The following is a 17185-nucleotide window of genomic DNA, read 5'->3' as shown; positions in this document are numbered from 1 at the left end:
AACCCTAGTTACAGCCGCTCATATTCAGCAGCTCGGCCGGCAGATCGTTCTGCATGACAACCTCGTTCCCGTCCCAGACGAAAGTAGCGGTCGCCAAGCCGCTCGGATTTGCATTCGAGTCCATACCGCGCGGCCACCTGTACTGCACCGTTGCACTCTCGCTGGTGCCATCGACAACGGTGGTGAATCCGAACGCACATGACGTCGCAGTTCCGAGGTACTCACCTCGATGGAAAAACATCACGTGCTCCGGCGAACTGCCCGTGCCTCCCTTGGTTTCGACGACGGCGTAGCTCAGGTCGGCACACGGATCGAAGTTCGTGTCCCCCATGAAGATCCATTCGATCCCGGGGATCCTGGCATCGGCAGGAACTTGCGCGACGGCACTCGTGATCGCAGTGTTCTGGGAAGCATTACCGCACTGGAGTGTTGACGCCGTCGCGGGATCGACAGCATTGTCGCCACACAGCCAGGGCCAACCTGTCAGCTGCCGAAGATTCTGCGGCTCCGCACTGAAGGTCTCCTCTTCACCGAACATCGAGCCATCCCCGGACCCGCCTCCGTTCGCAGCGTCATACGTGTAGGAGGTGACCTTCATCGACGGCCGGGCGGTAGATCCGCCGTACGGCGAGATGAATTTCCACACCTCGATCGGCCTATCGGTGTCGCCGGTGCAGCGGACCGCAGTGTCGTAACCCTCGCCGCTGTGCAGCTTCCACTCAACGGGGTTGCCTTCGTACAGCGAGACCGGCGGCGACATCACCGCGAGTGTCGAGTCCTCCCAGGACCAGACCTTGTACGCGGCGCTACCTCCGAGATCGGATGTGGCGATGACTACTTCAGCCCCCGGACGCCCGTCGATGTCCCACGCTCCGACAAATCCGCCTGTTCGTTGAATCGCCGGATCCGCGAGCATGGTGGACTCGGTCGCCGCCACCTGGGCTTCGGTGCCGGCCATCGTGAGAACCACTATCTGATCGTCGACTCGGCCGATCGAATCGTCTAGTCCGTCCCCATCGACGTCCGCCAGCGCCACATCGACGCAGCGCAACCTCCCCGCACAGACGTCGGGCACGGATGCTTCCGTCGACGTCGAGAATTCCGTGCTCTCCCCCACCTGCGCCGCACCGTCGATCGATTCCGATCCACACGACGTGAGTACTACTACCGCCGACGCACACACAAAAACAGCCAACTTGGTTCTCACATTGCCCCCTGATCCGATCACCGGAGATACCCGAGAATCATAAAAGTCCCGTTGAGGTAATCGGGGTTAAGCTGGCGAACGAATTTCGAGACGGCACCATCGAGATGATCGAGGATAGACCTATGAACACCTTCCAGAAGTCTGCGGCGGCCATCAACAAGGTGGTCTTGGCCGCGATGCGCGTGCCGCTTGTCGAAAAGCTCATCGGCGGTTCGACGGCCCAGATCACCTACACCGGACGCAAATCCGGAAAGACCTTCACTTTGCCTGTTTCCTACCGCCAGAAGAACGACGAACTGTTCATCCGAGTTGCACTTCCCCAGAAAAAGAACTGGTGGCGCAATTTCCTCAACGAGGGCGATCGGATGCGCGTCAAAATTCGGGGAATCGATCGCACCGGGCACGCAGTCAGCACCCGAGACGACAAGGGCAACGTATCCGTGAAGGTGACCCTGGACCCGATCGGCTGATTACAACGACCCTACGGCGACAACGACGCCCACGTCGCCATAGGGAAACGAGGCCTTGCCGATATGGCCGAGCTTGTTGAAAAATTTCGAAATCGGCACCATCACACCATATTTCGCTTTCACTTTGCTTTGAATCTCGTCGAAGTCGGGACCGGAGCTCACCAAGGTAGCGGTCCCAGCGGCAGGCACAGCACCGGGCGCCGGCTTCCCACGGTTGTTGCACGGCACAACGGTCACCCGTGGATTGTTGCGCAACCGTTTTGCCTTGCCGGATCTCGAGGACGTCCAGAATCCGATTCGTCCGTCAGACAGCGGCACAGCCCAGGTGGGCGTCGCAACGCCATCGCCGCTCTTCCTGAAGGTAGTTACCGAGATCGTTTTCTCTTCACCGAGGGACATCGATCGAGCGTATTCCTGTTCAGTCGAAGTGACCACAGAAACAATTCAGCTAGAGCGCTCGAACACCAGCGGCCAAGTCCGTTTCACCGACCGCTCGTCAGGGAATATCTATACACGTGAATGCGGAACTGATCGTTCTCCTGGTTGTTGTTGTCACCGCGCTCGGGTTCGACTTCACGAATGGTTTTCACGACACCGGAAATGCGATGGCCACCTCGATCGCTACCGGAGCGTTACGCCCCAAGGCAGCAGTGGCCCTATCCGCATCGCTCAACCTCGTCGGAGCTTTCCTCTCCGTCGAGGTGGCCGCAACGGTAGCCAAAGGTGTGGTGAACCTCGGAAATGTCGGTGGCCAAGCGCTCCTGACGATAGTGTTCGCGGGCCTTGTGGGCGGCATCATCTGGAACCTCGCCACCTGGCTGCTCGGTATCCCGTCGAGTTCCTCTCATGCACTGTTCGGCGGCTTGATCGGCGCAGCAGTTGCGTCGCTGGGCATGAATGGCGTCGCGTGGAGCGGCGTCCTGAGCAAAGTGGTTATCCCGGCAGCGCTGGCACCGCTCGTTGCCGGCTTGGTAGCAACAGCAGGCACATGGCTTGTCTACCGAATCACGTCGAATGTCCGCGAAAACACCAAGGAGCGAGGCTTCCGCTTGGGCCAAATCGGTTCAGCCTCACTGGTTTCTCTCGCTCACGGGACCAACGACGCTCAGAAGACCATGGGCGTCATCTTCTTGGCTCTGGTCGCACACGGCACCATCTCCGCCGACGCTCCGATGCCGTTCTGGGTCAAGTTGACCTGTGCGCTCGCGATTGCGGCGGGCACTTACCTGGGCGGGTGGCGGGTTATCCGCACACTCGGCAAGGGCCTTGTCGAGATTGCCGCACCTCAGGGAATGGCTGCCGAAGCGTCTTCCGCTGCAATAATTCTCACCTCCAGCCACCTCGGTCTCCCGCTGTCTACAACCCACGTGGCAACGGGTTCGATCCTCGGAACCGGACTCGGGCGCAAGGGCGCCGAAGTCCGCTGGAGCGTCGCACGACGGATGGGTATCGCGTGGTTGATCACGCTCCCCTCCGCTGCACTCGTGGGAGCCGCGTGCTGGGGCCTGGTAAATGTCGTCGGTGGACTGCCCGGAGTGCTCGTGGTCTTTGCGATTCTCATCGCAATGGCCGCCTGGATGTACATACGCTCCCGCAAGGAACCCATCGATCCCAGCAACGTCAACGCTGATTGGGACGGCGCTCTGGTTCCCGCCGAAGTTCCGGGACCCGACGTCAGCGTCCTCACCGAAACCATCGTCCCCACAGAAACCATCGTCCCCACCGAAACCATCGTCCCCACAGAAACCAAAACCCTGCACCTACCGAACTGAAAGTCATCACATTGCCTGCACCGATCCCATCATTGGCACAGTCGATCCTTACGTGGCTACGCGTCGGTTATCCCGAAGGGATCCCACCGAAGGACCGAATCCCTCTCATGGCATTGCTTCGCCGCCGACTCACCGACGCGGAGGTTCGCGAAATCGCAATCGGTACTGCACTGGCCGAACTGATCGACGACAGCAGCGACCAGGTAATCAGAGGTGACGAGATCAGTGCCCAAATCTCTGATGTGACAAGCCAAAGCGCTTCCGACCAGGACATCGCACGCGTCGCAGCAGTCCTGGCGGCGGCGGGTTGGCCGCTCGCCGACCTCGACGCAGGCCGATAATCTCCTCTCGATCGACCCCTATGAACCAGTAGCGGCAAACCAACCGCTTCGGTATCAATGCAGTAACAGATCCGCAATTGATTGACTCCGCCCCCGGACAGTTCGCGAGAATGCAGTAACTCGGGGGCTCTGCCAGATTTCTCGAGCACACCACTAAAGGGGCGGGAGTGGCGCGAATGCGATTTTTCCAACGAGGGTTGACGGAACCGATTCGACAAGGCAAGTCCAGGACACGTCGTTGGTCCGGAACCGCGGCACTGGCCCTGACGCTTCCGTTGGCGATTGGACTGATCGGATCCTCGGTGGCCGCCGCAGCACCGGCACGAACCGCACAATCCGGTGGCTACGAAGAAGTTTTTGTCGACTCCTCGATGGGGCCCATCAAGGTTCAGATCCAGTGGGCATCTCGCGGCGGCAACGCTGCCCTGTACCTGCTCGACGGGCTCCGCGCTCGCAATGACCGCAATGCCTGGAGCTTCGAGACAAATGCATTCGACCAGTTCCGCGACAACAACATCACGTTGGTGATGCCGGTCGGTGGCCAGTCAAGTTTCTATTCCGACTGGTATTCGACCAGCAATCTCAACCGCCAACCAGTCACATACAAATGGGAAACATTTCTCACCCAGGAACTTCCTGCGTACCTCGATACTCGTGGCGTCTCGCGGACCAACAACGGTGTCCTCGGCCTCTCGATGGGCGGCAGCGCAGCACTGACCCTGGCCGCCTACCACCGCGACCAGTTCAAGTTCGCTGGATCATTCTCGGGATACCTCAATATCTCCGCGCCCGGTATGCGTGAAGCGATCCGGGTTGCGATGATCAGCGCCGGATCCTTCAACGTCGACGCAATGTGGGGCCCACCGTGGAACCCGGCGTGGTTGCGTAACGATCCCCTCGTTTTTGCACCGGAACTCAGGGGCCTGTCGATGTATATCTCGGCGGCGAGTGGATTGCCGGGAGAATTCGACAAACCCCGACGACCAGTGGACTTCGTCAACACCGGTAGCGCAATCGGACTCGAAGCACTCGCCTTGCTCAACACCCGAGCATTCCAGGTACGCCTCAACACACTCGGCATTCCTGCCACGTACAGCTTCCCGTCCAACGGAACCCATTCGTGGCCGTACTGGGGTTCTGAGCTCTGGAAGGCACGCGGTCAGATCCTCGACACACTCAACGCCTGGTGAGTGGCTGCCTGTGACACAGACCCCGACTCACGGCACTCGATAGGTGTCTCCACACGTAGGGTCCACCAGACGGCGCATGATGTCGTACGCCCGATCCGGATCGACGTATGGCGGAATCATCATCAACACAAGTTGCCGACCGTAAATGTCGTCGAGATACATCAAATCTACGGGTTGACCTGGATACGGACCTCGAACTTCGAGGCCGTCGACCTCGTCGATACGACGCTGCGCAGTGCTCACCGTGTTCCAGTCGAACGCAACCCGGGTAATCGGCCCTAGACGCAACGAGAGTGCTGATATCAGATCGTGTAGCTCCGCTGTGACGTTGGTGGTCCATGGGAACCAAGCACCGTCGACATGCGACTTCACCGCGCCCTGACCCCGCAGTAGGAACCGTGGTGTTCGGGTAGGCGAAGGAAATGGTTGACCGGGGTGTCGCGGTTGCGTTTCCATCCCGAAGTCGATGGTGTTTGTGTGCGCCATGACGGACGCCCCTTAGATAAAACGTTCATGGGACCGTCAGGCATACGCCGGATCATGAGACCCATGTCATCCAGAGTACGCCGCCCGGGCTGTCCGAAATCTCCTGCCGCGATGGCGATCCAGCTCAACGTCCGGGAGCCCTCGAGATCCACCGCGAACCCGGAGCGGTGGTCAGCCGCCCAATTCGGCGATCATCTGACTCAATGACGCGGCAGCCAATGTCAATTCACCTTCGACCGGCGATTTTCCGCCGGACGGCAATCGCTCGCTGAGTTGCTCGCGCGTCACGATTGAGATTCCGTCGGATTGGAATCCTTCCTCGTGCGGTTCGTAGACTGCGATACCGCCGTCGACGGCCACCAGTTCCGCGTGCGGGTTGCTCCGGAGAAGAGCTCGCAGGTGTTCGACAGTCACGGTCAGATCGTTCATGCGCATCTCTTTCGCGTCGACAACACCACACCTGGGCATCCAGTAGGTACCCACTGACAGTGACTCGAAATCAGAGCCGAGAATTCCGGTTTCGCAACGCCGGTGACCGGGCACAGCGATCGAGTACAGCGCGAAGACGAATGGACGTGACGGCTATGAGCACGGAAAAGCAGTTATTCCTCGCGACACGTTTGGACGAGTTGATCAGAGACTTGGAAGCGGATGCACCAGCGCCTGCGCAAGGTCCCCCTGGCCATCCCGACGGGCTACTCGTCACAGCACAACGGCATCGGGCGGAGGTTGACACAGCTGACGCCAAGCACATCGACGAGATCATGAGCGCTCACCCGGAGATTGCCGCTGCGTGGTCGGACAGGTCGACGTAGGCCCGCGAACGCGACCGCCGACGGACGTGATCATGAAGGCACTGCCGGCAATACTGACGAGCGTCGTGGTTGTGTGTGTCGTGGCCGTGGGGGTTTATCTCGTTACCCAGAGATCGCCACATGGCGACACTTCGCGCCCACTCGCCGATACGTCAGCCATTATCGACGGGCAACCGACGACGTGCACCGAGTTGTTCGGCGCGACGTGCAGCTTCGACCTGCAAACCGAGTACAACCGGTGGGGCGAGGCGATCGATAGCTTCGTGAACTCCGGACTGCTCGGACCCTACGCCCGCAGTATCGGATTTGTCCCCGCCGCGAAGCTGAGCCTGCAGGCATGTGGCGTCAGCAACACCACAGGCCGAACCGTCCTCGATTTCAACGACCTGGCTCGGGTGGAGAACCCCGATGCCAGCACGACCGACCTCTTCCCGTTCTGGAATGCGTCTCGTCAATTCGTATGTCCTGCAGCGCCTTAACGTCCCAACGGCATCCGTCGTCCGGGTCGCGACAGGAGCATGCCAGGCGCTGCCACATACTGTTCCGATAGTCGCAGCATGCGACACCTACTGGAAGCGGTCGACGGAGCAATGGCAACTGACATACCCAAACATGATCGACGCCAACGCCTCATGGGATCCGTGGCTCAGATCGTCATCGGCCTGCCGCTAGGCCTGATCGCTGCTGGAGCGCTCTGGCAAGCGCTGCCTTTTCAATCCGGGATCGTCATATTCGTGACCGCCGTCGTAATTACACTTGTGCTGCCGGCACTCGTCGCCGCCCGCAAAATGATTGGGTCAGAGCGCGGCAAACAGATCGACGGTGTTTCCGTCCGGATCGAGTAGCACCGCATAGCGCTGCCCCCACACGGCGTCAAAGGGTTCCTTGTGCCCGGGAAAGTCTGTAGTGATCCGCTTGTACGCTTCGTCGACGGCCGCGGGGGTCCCGAAATCGAAAGCCAGAGCCACGGGGTGTCGGCCCGCGACCGTCGCATATTCAGGGTCGAAACTCTTGATCGTCGACTCTGCATCCCACGCCAGTCGCAACCCGTTGCCGAAGGTGAACTCGACGTGTGGGGCATCGGACGGCGTTTCGGGGATGTCGAGGCCCAGACTGCGGTAGAACGCCAGGGAACGATCGAGATCGGTAGTGACAATTCCGACGAGGTCGAGACGGGGTGAAACCGACACTGTGTTCTCCTGTTTTCGGTTCGAAAAGTAGTCGACGAGTGTGTGACGATCAAGAGATGACTGCCACGGACACTCGCACCACACACGGTAGTCGCAGTGCAGAGTCCGGTCTTGAACAAAACGGCCACACATACACCGAACAACGCATCACGGGCACGGACCTCTTCAGTTGCCTGTGGACAAGCACATCATCTGCAGCCGAATCGACGCCGACGACCACGGCATCCGAGGAACCCGTCGCAACGCACCGGATCATTCCGGATCTCTGCGCAGACTTCATCGTCGACAGCACCGGCAAAGCCTGGCTGGTCGGCCCGGCAACCGTCGCAGATCTCGTCACGACGGCACCTGGAGTGACCCGGTGGGGAGTTCGTATCAATCCCCCGGCGCTACGTTCGATACTCGGAACCGACGCCGAGATTGTGCAGGACACCAAAATCGATTTCGGCGACGTTCTCTCGTCACGCCAGGCCCGGATACTGGCCGACGCGCTGCGAAGCACACGCGTCGACGCAACACTCCTCGAAAACCTCTGGCCGAGTATCTGTCCTGATGATATCGCCCAGATCGGCTACGCAGCGTTGACCGCGTCGCCCGAAATACGGGTCCGCGAAGTGGCATCGGATCTCGGGGTTTCCGAGAGACATTTCCGCCGCACAATCGCTGCGTCGACTGGGCTCTCTCCGAAGACGATCCAGCGAGTCCAACGTATGCAGAACGTGCTGACGCTGGCCCATGGCACGAACACATCCGCGCACACATCACTGGCAAACCTTGCGGTGCACGCCGGATACGCCGATCAGGCCCATCTGTCTCGAGATGTTCAGGCACTGACCGGCGTCACTCCGACCCAGCTACTGCGCGAGCACCGCCGCTAACGCGAGTGCCGCACAGATCAGTCCAGTTCGTCGAACCGCGGAATCAGATACTCCGACACCCATTTTGCTTCTTCGATGAGTGGCCACCCGGCGAGAATGAGGGCGGTCAGCCCGGTGCGCTGCCGAAGGGTACGCACCGAATCGGTGATCGAATCGGGGTCGCCGACGTAGTAGACCGCCGACGAACCGGTTCCGAAGATATCGAGCGGCGACCACGCGGTGATGCCGGCATAAAGCCCGTCACCGACATACAAGTCTTCAGGTTCGGGGAGCCGACCCGCCGCTATTGCATCGACCCACCCTTGGCGCTGCGAGTCGCGGGCGGTGAAGGTCTTGAGATCCTGCGCGCCGTGTGTGCGTCGACGCACCGCGTTGTCGAGAACATCTGCAATCTGCTCGATGCCTGTCTTCTCGAACAGCGACCGGAATCGTTCGAGGGCTTCGCCTTTCGTAGGCCTGACGATCACGCCGGTCAAAGCACCGAAGTCTGTGAATTCGCGTCCAGCGGCAGTTGCCGCATCCCTTGCAGCCGAGAACTTCTCCTCGATGAAGGACGTTTCACGGAGCATCGCCAGGTACGTGTCGAGCACCTTGCCTGAATTTGCCAGGCCTGCAGGCGAATCCCCGGTTCCCCACAGCGGAACCTGGTGTCCCACCGGCGCGTCGATCCGCAACGGCGTGTTGGGGAAGTTCGACGCGGTGCCCTCGGCGTAGATGCGTCGGAAATCAGCCCAGTACTGCTCGCCCAGTTCGTACCGCTGATCGTGGTCGACGTTCATGTCGTACTTGGTCAGGATGTTCTCGCGGCCGTTGACCGAGTTGATCATCAACCTGCCACCACTGAAAGCGTCGAAGGTCAGCGCCTTTTCGGCCAGCAATCGTGCCGGCGTCATGTTCGCGTAAATCGCGACCAGGAACTTCATGCGACTGGTGTGGGCTGCGGCCCACGTCGCGGAAATGAACGGATCGTTCGGCCAGGTCGCTACCAGTGCACCTTCGAATCCGCCGTCGTCGATCGTCTTCGCAAGTTCGATCTGGCGCGCGCCGTCCACCGGGTATAACCCACCGGGGCTCCACGGGTAGTCGCCGTCGGCCTGGGTGAGATACCAGAAAGTCTTGACGCTCATCAGTTCTGCACTCCAGCCGGCAGTTCGAAGGATTCGACGCGGGCCCGCGCCCGAACGGTGTCGGCATCGACGGCATAGAGCGCGTCCAGATAGGCAACCGCAAACGATCCGGGGCCGGTGGAGTTCGCCTCGGCGATCTCGGACGCAACCGCAACGTGGGTGTGGGCTGCAACAAGTCCTTCCAGCGGCGTCTGTGCCACAGCAAGATACGCAGCAACAAGGCCACCCAGGGAGCATCCGGTGCTGGTGACACGGGGAAGTAGTGCGCTGCCGCCCGAAATCTTGACGCCGACCACGACGCCGTCACGATCACGTCCGACGACGTAATCAACTGGGCCCGAGGCAGATACCGCGTCCGTGTACTTCAGCAGTGCAAGCGCCGCCGGAACAGCATCGATCGAATCGGATGCACTGTCGACGCCGCGGGTATCGCCGCCGAGACCGGCGAGCGCGATGATCTCCGACGCGTTTCCGCGGATTGCGGTCGGATGGAACTGAAGAAGGTCCACGGCAATCTCACTGCGCCAGGGCAATCCGCCGACACCGACCGGGTCGAGAACCCACGGTGTGCCTGCGCTCTGCGCTGCTTCGGCTGCAACTCGGAAAGCCGCTGCGGTCGCGTCATCCGGAGTTCCGAGATTGACCAGAACTCCCCCGGCGATCGCCGCAAATCCGGCCGCCTCGTGGACATTGTCGATATGCGCATTGCTCGCGCCTGCCGCCAAGAGAACGTTGGTCAGGAAGTTGGCAGAGACGATATTGGTCAGTGATTGAACGAGCGGCACCTGCGCGCGAAGCGCTTCGAGCGCCGAGGCAACGGTGTCAGCAGAGACGTCAGACATGGATTTTCCTTCGAGAATGTGAGGTCGGTACGGGCCGGGCGATCAGGACTCGCGACATCGATCGCCTTCGGCGGGCTCGATTCCCGTGACCATCGGCAAAGTGGGGTCGGCGGTCCATTCTTCGAGAGAACCGTCGTACACCTTGATGGCGTCGTATCCGCTGATCACCAGTCCGAGCGCGCTCAGACACGCGGAAACGCCTCCGCCGCAATAGATGATGATCGGTGCGGCGCTCGCCGACAGTTCCCGCGCACGGACGGAGACATCCGTGGCAGGGAGCATCAATCCGTTGTCGTCCAGCAGGCTTTTGGCCGACAGATTCCGGCTTCCCGGGATGTGCCCACGACGCGAGTATCTCGTTTTCTCGGTTCCGGCAAATTGCTCAGGTGACAACGCACAAACAAGGGTGCCCGACGAGGTGCCTGCAGAGACCGCGGCGACATCGTCTCGATCCGCCCACAGGTCCAGATCGACAACGCCCCACGGCGCAACAGAGTGTGCAGGTGCTCCTTCATCCCCTGATTCGACGGGAAACCCGTGCCACGTCCAGGCCGCCAATCCGCCGTCGAGAACCCGCGCGTCGATTCCCGCATTACGCAGCACCCACCACAGCCGCGAGGCCCAGGTCATCGAGCCTTGGTCGTACAGGACGATTGTCGAGCCCACACCGATCCCGGCAGCGGCCAGGTCGAGGGACAATTGCTCGGCCGTGGGCTTCGTGAAGTGCAATGACGCATCGCGGTCGGAGAACGTTGTCATGAGATCTACGTGGCAAGATCCGGGAATATGCGCGTCGACCCAGCCTGCGTAGCCCGATTCGGGGCGGTAATCACCGTCGAATCGTGCAGGCGGGAAATGCACCGTGACGTCGAGAACTACGACGTCGCTGCCAGTCAGCAGCTGCGCAAGCGCCTCACTGCCGATCAACGGCGTGACCGATGTCTGTGTCACCGAAGCACCTCTCCGTAGTTGAACCAAGCAAGTTGAACCAAGCGTGCTGAAACCAACGCCCACGAACCTAAGTGAGTACTAGCGTATACGCAAGTACTCATGCGTTGTCGGTGGCATAATCAAACGCGCTTCACTCACGGAGAAGGAACGGGGAAACATGGGCGTCGAGGAAACCACGACCAGCGCAGAATTACTGGTGCCCGAGGCGGCACTGGGACGTTCCGACCAGACTTCCCGCCAGTACCTTCGGTTGCGGGCCGACATCCTCGACGGAAAGTTTGCCCAGGGCGCCCCGCTTCACGAAACGCAATTGTGCGAAACCTACGGTGCCTCGCGCACACCTATCCGGGAAGCCCTCAATTGGCTTGCGCACGACGGACTTCTCGAGCGCGCCGCCCGCGGCTTCCGGGTGCGATCCGGAACACCCGAAGACGTCATCGAAATCTATGCTGCGCGAGTGGCTTTGGAGTCCGAGGCGGCCGGGGCAGCTGCGTTGCGACACACCGAGTTGGACCTTGCGCGCCTCGAAGGTCTTCATGACCAGTGCTGCACAGCCACTGACGGCGCAGCGATTCGGGCCGGCAATTTCAAGTTCCATGAAGCACTCTGGCAGTCCGCACACAATGCGACGATCACGTCACTCCTGATCAGGTTGACCACCCAACTGCGGATCTACGACAGCGGACCGCCCTCCAACTACGGTGAACCCGATCTACTGAATTCCGAGCACCAAGACATCCTGACGGCAATACGAGGTCGCGACGAGAAGTCCGCCCGTGAACATATGCGGGCTCACCTCGAACGTAGTCGCGAGCAGCGCATCAAGATGTTTGCAGGTCGCTGACCGGAGAAACTACCGACACCACGACCGCCCGGTCCGTCCATCGGACGGACCGGGCGGTCTTTGCCATGTCTATCGCGCCACATAATTAGGCAAGTCAACCCTTAGTAAGGATATGCTAGCTTAATTCCCGTTAGAAATTGTTTCAGTTTTCGATAACCATCACCACGCCAAGTCTTTTCGGAGAAACCATGCCCCCGAAGCACACCCCCTCCCCTCTTGCCGGTGCCCTGACGCGGCGCCAACTCATCCGCTCGATGGGCGTCGCAGCGGCAGCACTCGGCGCATTTGGTATTACCGCCTGCTCCTCTCGGGCACCGGTATCCGAGACGGCGTCGACCGGCGCCACAAGCGGTCCGTTCACCGTCGTGGATCAGTACCAGAACACGATCACCTTCGACACCCCGGTCGGCCGCATCGCGTCCGCGATCATTCCGGTTCCGTCGATGATTGCCGGCTCCGATCAGTCGATCTCGCGCAATGTCGGCGTCAACTCGAGTGCGATCTCGCTGGCCAAGAACGGCATGCTCGGGGTGATGTTCCCCGAATTCCTCAATACCCCAGTTGTTTCCGGACCCGACTTCGTTCCGAACGTCGAGCAGATCCTCTCACTCAACCCGGATGTCGTGATCCAGTGGGGCGACAAGGGCGACGACATCGTGGCGCCGCTGCGCAACGCGGGTCTCAAAGTCATCCTCCTAAAGTACGGAACGCAGGAAGACCTCGAAGCCTGGATCAACATCTTCGGAGACCTCCTCGACAAGAAAGCCGAAGCGCAGGAAATCCTCGCGCGCATGGCAACCGACCGCAAGACCGTCGAATCCATTGCCGCTGCAAACACCGCCACGGCGCCGCGAGCGATGTACTTCTACAGCACCCCTGAAACCAAGGTCTCGGCCGACAACACGTACATGGACTTCTGGATCACCCTCGCCGGTGGCAAGAATGTTGCCCGGGGCGCCGGAAAGGGAACCAGCGTCGCCGTCACCAAGGAACAAATCCTCACGTGGGATCCCGAGGTCCTGGTTCTCGGAAACTTCGACGCAGCAATCCCGCAGGATATCTACGACGACCCCAACTGGGCATCCCTGAGCGCCGTGAAGAACAAGCGCGTCTACAAGGCGCCCATCGGCGGATTCTCGTGGGACCCGCCGTGCAACGAGTCGAACTTGATGTGGCTCTGGGTCGCTGAAATCTTCTATCCCGAAGCGAAACTCGATCTCGATCTGCGTAATCGTATTCGTCAGACGTACACCTCGTTGTACGCCTACGACGTTTCCGACGCCGAGATCGATCGCATCCTGCACCTCGAGTCCAACCAGGTGAGCGCCGGATATGACTCGTTCCGCGCTTGAGTCGGACGCGGCACGTTCCGGTAGCGAGAAAACTGCCGGAAGGCCCTCCCTGTACCGGGCTTTCACCGTTCCGCTGATCCTGACGTTCGGCATCCTCGCTATCGGTCTGGCAGCTCTGGCCATCGGCCGCTACACAATCCCCGTCAACGAGGTCGCCCGCATCCTCATCGATCGGGTCATCCCGCTCGAGCAGACGTGGACCGATGTCGAGTCGCAGGTTGTTCTCGGCGTACGATTCCCGCGACTTCTGCTCGGAATGCTTGTCGGTGGCGGTCTTGCACTGGGCGGTTCCGCACTGCAGGCCGTATTCCGCAACCCCTTGGTGAGCCCTCAGGTCCTTGGCGTCTCGTCCGGCGCATCCTTCGGCGGAGTCCTTGTCCTGATGCTCGGTCTCGGTTCAGCTCTCTTGGTCGGCGGTGCATTCATTTTCGGTATCGCCGCCCTGATCATGGTGATGGCGATCGGAAAGACCCGTTCCGGCAGTTCGATTCTCATGATCGTGCTCGGTGGCGTGGTGACCAGTGCGTTCTTCTCGGCGCTTGTCTCGTTGATCACGTACCTCGCCGATCCGTACAGCACGCTGCCGTCAATCGTGTTCTGGCTCATGGGTTCCCTGGCCACCGCAGACATGGGCAAGGTGGCAATCGCCGCTGTTCCCATCCTTCTCGGCAGCGCGGTCGTTCTCGGGTTGCGCTGGCGGGTGAACATCCTTTCGCTCGGCGACGACGATGCCGCGTCACTCGGCGTGAAACCGCACCGCCTGCGCATGCTGCTGCTGGTCATGGTGGCATTCATGACAGCCGGCGCAGTTGCGGTGTCCGGTGTGATCGGCTGGGTCGGCTTGGTTGTACCGCATCTGGCCAGGCTGTGGGTCGGCCCGGATCACCGGGTCTCGATGCCGACGACGTTTGTTCTCGGCGCCTCCTACCTGACCGTCATCGACACACTCTCGCGCACCATCAGTCCGGGCGAGATTCCACTGGGAATCCTGACGGCAATCATCGGTGCACCGGTCTTTGTTGTTCTCCTTCGCAATTCGAGCAGAAGGGCCTTCATCGATGCTTGAGCTCATCGACCTCGGGTTTCGGTACTCGGGACGGGACTGGGTTTTTCGCCACACGAATCTCACCATCGCGTCGGGCTCGATCACCTCGATCCTTGGCCCGAACGGCAAGGGCAAGACCACCTTGCTCCGCTGCATTGCCGGGCTGAATACCGCTCAGGAAGGCCGCGTTGTCCGCGATTCGAACATCGGCTACGTTCCGCAAGCTACCTCGTCGAGTTTTGCGTACTCGGTCTTCGACATGGTGCTGATGGGCCGAGCGAAAAAGGTGTCGACCTTCGGGGTTCCCAGCAAAGCCGATGTGGCCCAGACCCGTACGGTACTCGAGCGAGTCGGCATCGATCACCTCGCGACATCGAACTTCACCGAACTGTCCGGCGGACAACGGCAACTGGTCCTGATCGCGCGCGCACTCAACACCGACTGCACCTTCATGATCCTGGACGAACCCGTCTCGGCGCTCGACCTGCGAAACCAAGCGCACGTCCTGCAACTTCTGCGCGAACTCGCGTCAGAAGGCATGGGCATCCTACTGACCACCCACCATCCCGATCACCCACTTCATCTGGGCGGCGACGCCGTGGTGATGTTCAGTCCCGAAGAGATCGTTGTCGGTCCGGTGGCGACCCTCGTTACCGGTGAGACCCTCTCTCGGCTCTACGGCATCGATGTCGCCACCGACACGGTCCACGACCGCGGGAATCCGCGCACCGTGGTCTACACCCGCTACGACAATTTTGCGGCGGCCGGAAACGACCTTCGCCTCACAGAAAGCTCACTCACATGACCGCCGCGCTACACGCAACAACTCCGGTTCTGCACTTCGTGATGGGGTCCAACGCCGGCATGGCCGGCGGCACGTCGGACACGGATGTCGTCCGCAACGTAGACCTCTACGAACTCGACGCTCTGGACCTGACCTCTGTTTCCGGACTCATCGTCAACGGCAACTGCGATCAGATCTACCTGGAACGACGCAAGGACGTCCTCACGGACTTCGTCAACGCCGGCGGCCGGATCGCGATCATGGGGCATCCCCTGACGGATTTCCTTCCCGGCCTGGGACAGTGGCGCAAATTGCAGTACTCCGGCCCCAAAGATCTGGCAATCTCCGCCGGAAGCCCGCACCCCGTGTGGGCAGGTGTCGACCCGGCCGATCTCAGTTTCCGCAAGGAAGTCTCCGGTTTCTACGGGCGCGGCTACAGCCAGAAACTTCCGGACAACGCCATCGTCACCAATTACATCGGCCGCCACGGACTGCCGGTCGACTACGTCTACCCACTGGGCAAGGGCGAGGTGCTGGTGCACGGAGGAATCGATCTGGCTGTGTTCCAGTCCGATCCGAATACGTCGGCACGCGTCTACCCCCAGTTGCTGTCCTGGCTTGCCCAGCTCGACCGAACGGAAAACCGATGACAATTCTCAATGAAACCGCCCTCGAAGCGTTCAACCGCACCGACCGCGCTCCCTTGTCCACGCGCAATCTCGCTCTGGTGCACGGCGGCTCGCATTTTCATCTGCAGACCCTCGCGGATCCGGCCGTTGTCGCGCACCAGCCGGATTTCCATTACCTCGCTGATCTTCAGCCCGGCGATCTCGACGACGTCACGACGCTGATCCTGGCCGATCGTTTGCATCCGGAGCTTCTCCGCAAGCACGCCGCCGAGTTCCTCGCTGTCGCCGAACGCGGTGGCACCCTCGTCGTCCTCGGTGAGAATGCCGCGCACACATGGCTTCCCGGTGTGACCTGGAGCCCGCGTCCCACCAACTTCTGGTGGTGGCGAACCGGCGAGGACCCGTTGATCCGCACACGCAGCCACGATCACGAATCGTGGAAATATCTCACCATGAAGTCTGTGATCTGGCACCACCACGGCCTGCTTCACACCGACGCGGACGTTGTGCCACTGCTGATCTCGGAAGAACCCGACGCGGAGGGCAACCCCTGTGACGCCGGTATGATGTTGTTCGAGGACACCACCTCGACTCCCGGCCGCATCATCGCCACGACGCTGGACCCGACGTACCACCACGGCAACAACTTCATGCCGGGTTCGACGCGATTCCTCTACGCGCTACTGCGGTGGGTCGATCACACCTGACGGCACTACGTCGTAGACCTCGTCGGCCGGTTGCGCCATAACTCGATCAGTCATCTCCTGCTTGAGCACCACCAACCGGGCCTCTGCTTCGGCGCTTCGGTTGGGAGTGCGTGACAGCTCGATGAATTCGTCCACGACGAAGCCCTCACGCAGGATCAGCGTGACACTCTCATCGCGGTAGTCGATCTGGAATACGTACAGTTCCAGCGTAATTCCCCGCTCGGGGCGAGCAAGGGAGCCGTCGACGGTGTATCGACCTTCGGTGACTGCGCGAGTGACCAGTTCGACCGTGTCCCGCACTCCAGGGCCACCGTGCGATGTTGTGACAACAAGCTCGCGCCGCTCGACGGGCTCATCCTGACCCAGGACTCCGAGTGCACGTTCGAGCACTTTGTAGGCGTGGGCAACACCGCCGGGCGCCAAAGGTCCGTGGTAGCGCAGGGCGTCGGCGAAGGTGAAGTCCAAGGTCGTTCCCTGATCGATCACCGTGAGGCTGTTGGTCATGACAGAATCCTTGCAGAAAATCGGGCTCTCCGGCACCACTGCCGGAGAGCC

Annotated in this window: 23 protein-coding genes; 14 read left to right on the top strand and 9 right to left on the bottom strand. The window is 60.9% G+C overall.

What is annotated here, in order from left to right; genetic code table 11:
* Positions 1–4 precede the first annotated feature (4 nt).
* Positions 5–1207, bottom strand: a complete 1203-nt coding sequence (locus tag RG2_RS06800; protein WP_116538732.1) for an LppP/LprE family lipoprotein — start codon at positions 1205–1207, stop codon at positions 5–7.
* A 122-nt stretch (positions 1208–1329) separates the two neighbouring features.
* Here RG2_RS06800 and RG2_RS06795 point away from each other — a divergent pair, with 122 nt between their 5' ends.
* Positions 1330–1677: a nitroreductase/quinone reductase family protein gene (locus RG2_RS06795; RefSeq protein ID WP_033231056.1), complete on the top strand. Its 348-nt coding sequence runs from the start codon at positions 1330–1332 to the stop codon at positions 1675–1677.
* Here RG2_RS06795 and RG2_RS06790 read toward each other — a convergent pair whose 3' ends face one another.
* Positions 1678–2076, bottom strand: coding sequence for a PPOX class F420-dependent oxidoreductase (locus RG2_RS06790; protein ID WP_033231468.1), 399 nt, complete (start codon positions 2074–2076; stop codon positions 1678–1680). It lies immediately after the preceding gene.
* A 116-nt stretch (positions 2077–2192) separates the two neighbouring features.
* Between RG2_RS06790 and RG2_RS06785 the strand changes: the two genes are divergently transcribed.
* The 3 genes from RG2_RS06785 (at position 2193) to RG2_RS06775 (ending at position 4980) form a co-directional block, all read left to right on the top strand.
* Entirely contained in the window at positions 2193–3449 is a 1257-nt protein-coding gene (locus RG2_RS06785; RefSeq protein WP_230589959.1) for an inorganic phosphate transporter, read from the top strand.
* An 11-nt stretch (positions 3450–3460) separates the two neighbouring features.
* A complete protein-coding gene (locus tag RG2_RS06780) occupies positions 3461–3790 on the top strand; it encodes a DUF3349 domain-containing protein (protein WP_080711566.1) in 330 nt (109 codons plus the stop codon).
* A gap of 176 nt (positions 3791–3966) precedes the next feature.
* Positions 3967–4980, top strand: a complete 1014-nt coding sequence (locus RG2_RS06775) for an alpha/beta hydrolase (RefSeq protein WP_033231057.1) — start codon at positions 3967–3969, stop codon at positions 4978–4980.
* 27 nt (positions 4981–5007) lie between these two features.
* Here RG2_RS06775 and RG2_RS06770 read toward each other — a convergent pair whose 3' ends face one another.
* Both RG2_RS06770 and RG2_RS06765 read right to left on the bottom strand, forming a co-directional pair.
* Entirely contained in the window at positions 5008–5466 is a 459-nt protein-coding gene (locus RG2_RS06770; RefSeq protein WP_033231058.1) for a DUF5994 family protein, read from the bottom strand.
* 171 nt (positions 5467–5637) lie between these two features.
* On the bottom strand, positions 5638–5895 hold the full coding sequence (locus tag RG2_RS06765; RefSeq protein ID WP_230589960.1) for a hypothetical protein: 258 nt from the start codon (positions 5893–5895) through the stop codon (positions 5638–5640).
* A gap of 155 nt (positions 5896–6050) precedes the next feature.
* On the opposite strand from RG2_RS06765, the gene RG2_RS06760 reads away from it, so the two are divergent.
* From RG2_RS06760 to RG2_RS31450, 3 genes are all read left to right on the top strand, one after another.
* Complete coding sequence (locus RG2_RS06760) at positions 6051–6281, top strand: hypothetical protein (protein WP_033231472.1); 231 nt, start codon at positions 6051–6053, stop codon at positions 6279–6281.
* 32 nt (positions 6282–6313) lie between these two features.
* Positions 6314–6760 (top strand): hypothetical protein, encoded by a 447-nt coding sequence (locus tag RG2_RS06755; protein WP_033231473.1) that lies wholly within the window; start codon positions 6314–6316, stop codon positions 6758–6760.
* A 78-nt stretch (positions 6761–6838) separates the two neighbouring features.
* Positions 6839–7126 (top strand): hypothetical protein, encoded by a 288-nt coding sequence (locus RG2_RS31450; protein ID WP_033231059.1) that lies wholly within the window; start codon positions 6839–6841, stop codon positions 7124–7126.
* Here RG2_RS31450 and RG2_RS06750 read toward each other — a convergent pair.
* A complete protein-coding gene (locus RG2_RS06750; RefSeq protein ID WP_033231060.1) occupies positions 7079–7471 on the bottom strand; it encodes a VOC family protein in 393 nt (130 codons plus the stop codon). The genes RG2_RS31450 and RG2_RS06750 overlap by 48 nt on opposite strands.
* A 56-nt stretch (positions 7472–7527) precedes the next feature.
* Between RG2_RS06750 and RG2_RS06745 the strand changes: the two genes are divergently transcribed.
* Positions 7528–8349: a helix-turn-helix transcriptional regulator gene (locus RG2_RS06745; RefSeq protein ID WP_230589961.1), complete on the top strand. Its 822-nt coding sequence runs from the start codon at positions 7528–7530 to the stop codon at positions 8347–8349.
* A 17-nt stretch (positions 8350–8366) separates the two neighbouring features.
* Here RG2_RS06745 and RG2_RS06740 read toward each other — a convergent pair whose 3' ends face one another.
* From RG2_RS06740 to RG2_RS06730, 3 genes are read right to left on the bottom strand one after another with little or no spacing between them, the layout of a single operon-like run.
* Positions 8367–9476, bottom strand: coding sequence for an LLM class flavin-dependent oxidoreductase (locus RG2_RS06740; protein WP_033231062.1), 1110 nt, complete (start codon positions 9474–9476; stop codon positions 8367–8369).
* The gene (thiM, locus tag RG2_RS06735; protein ID WP_033231063.1) at positions 9476–10318 is read right to left on the bottom strand and encodes a hydroxyethylthiazole kinase; all 843 of its coding nucleotides are present in this window, start codon (positions 10316–10318) and stop codon (positions 9476–9478) included. Before thiM ends, RG2_RS06740 begins: the two co-directional genes overlap by 1 nt.
* 42 nt (positions 10319–10360) lie before the next feature.
* Positions 10361–11269, bottom strand: coding sequence for a sulfurtransferase (locus tag RG2_RS06730; RefSeq protein WP_033231064.1), 909 nt, complete (start codon positions 11267–11269; stop codon positions 10361–10363).
* A gap of 157 nt (positions 11270–11426) precedes the next feature.
* Here RG2_RS06730 and RG2_RS06725 point away from each other — a divergent pair, with 157 nt between their 5' ends.
* From RG2_RS06725 to RG2_RS06700, 6 genes are all read left to right on the top strand, one after another.
* Positions 11427–12113 (top strand): GntR family transcriptional regulator, encoded by a 687-nt coding sequence (locus RG2_RS06725; RefSeq protein ID WP_033231065.1) that lies wholly within the window; start codon positions 11427–11429, stop codon positions 12111–12113.
* A gap of 188 nt (positions 12114–12301) precedes the next feature.
* The gene (locus tag RG2_RS06720) at positions 12302–13465 is read left to right on the top strand and encodes an ABC transporter substrate-binding protein (protein ID WP_051730201.1); all 1164 of its coding nucleotides are present in this window, start codon (positions 12302–12304) and stop codon (positions 13463–13465) included.
* Positions 13446–14531, top strand: a complete 1086-nt coding sequence (locus RG2_RS06715) for a FecCD family ABC transporter permease (RefSeq protein WP_033231066.1) — start codon at positions 13446–13448, stop codon at positions 14529–14531. Before RG2_RS06720 ends, RG2_RS06715 begins: the two co-directional genes overlap by 20 nt.
* Positions 14524–15315, top strand: a complete 792-nt coding sequence (locus RG2_RS06710) for an ABC transporter ATP-binding protein (protein ID WP_033231067.1) — start codon at positions 14524–14526, stop codon at positions 15313–15315. The genes RG2_RS06715 and RG2_RS06710 overlap by 8 nt, the downstream gene beginning before the upstream one ends.
* A complete protein-coding gene (locus RG2_RS06705) occupies positions 15312–15944 on the top strand; it encodes a hypothetical protein (protein ID WP_033231068.1) in 633 nt (210 codons plus the stop codon). Before RG2_RS06710 ends, RG2_RS06705 begins: the two co-directional genes overlap by 4 nt.
* Entirely contained in the window at positions 15941–16630 is a 690-nt protein-coding gene (locus tag RG2_RS06700; RefSeq protein WP_033231069.1) for a hypothetical protein, read from the top strand. The genes RG2_RS06705 and RG2_RS06700 overlap by 4 nt, the downstream gene beginning before the upstream one ends.
* Here the strand turns inward: RG2_RS06700 and RG2_RS06695 are convergent.
* Positions 16604–17134 carry a hypothetical protein gene (locus RG2_RS06695; protein ID WP_033231070.1) on the bottom strand — a complete coding sequence of 177 codons (531 nt, stop codon included), beginning with the start codon at positions 17132–17134 and terminating at the stop codon, positions 16604–16606. The genes RG2_RS06700 and RG2_RS06695 overlap by 27 nt on opposite strands.
* Between the last annotated feature and the right edge of the window lie 51 nt (positions 17135–17185).

Origin of the sequence: Rhodococcus globerulus NBRC 14531 (genome assembly GCF_001894805.1) — a bacterium.
In the GTDB taxonomy this organism is placed as follows: Bacteria; Actinomycetota; Actinomycetes; order Mycobacteriales; family Mycobacteriaceae; genus Rhodococcus_F; species Rhodococcus_F globerula.
Note: the sequence above shows the minus strand (reverse complement) of the source record. Positions and strands in the feature narration are given on the sequence as shown.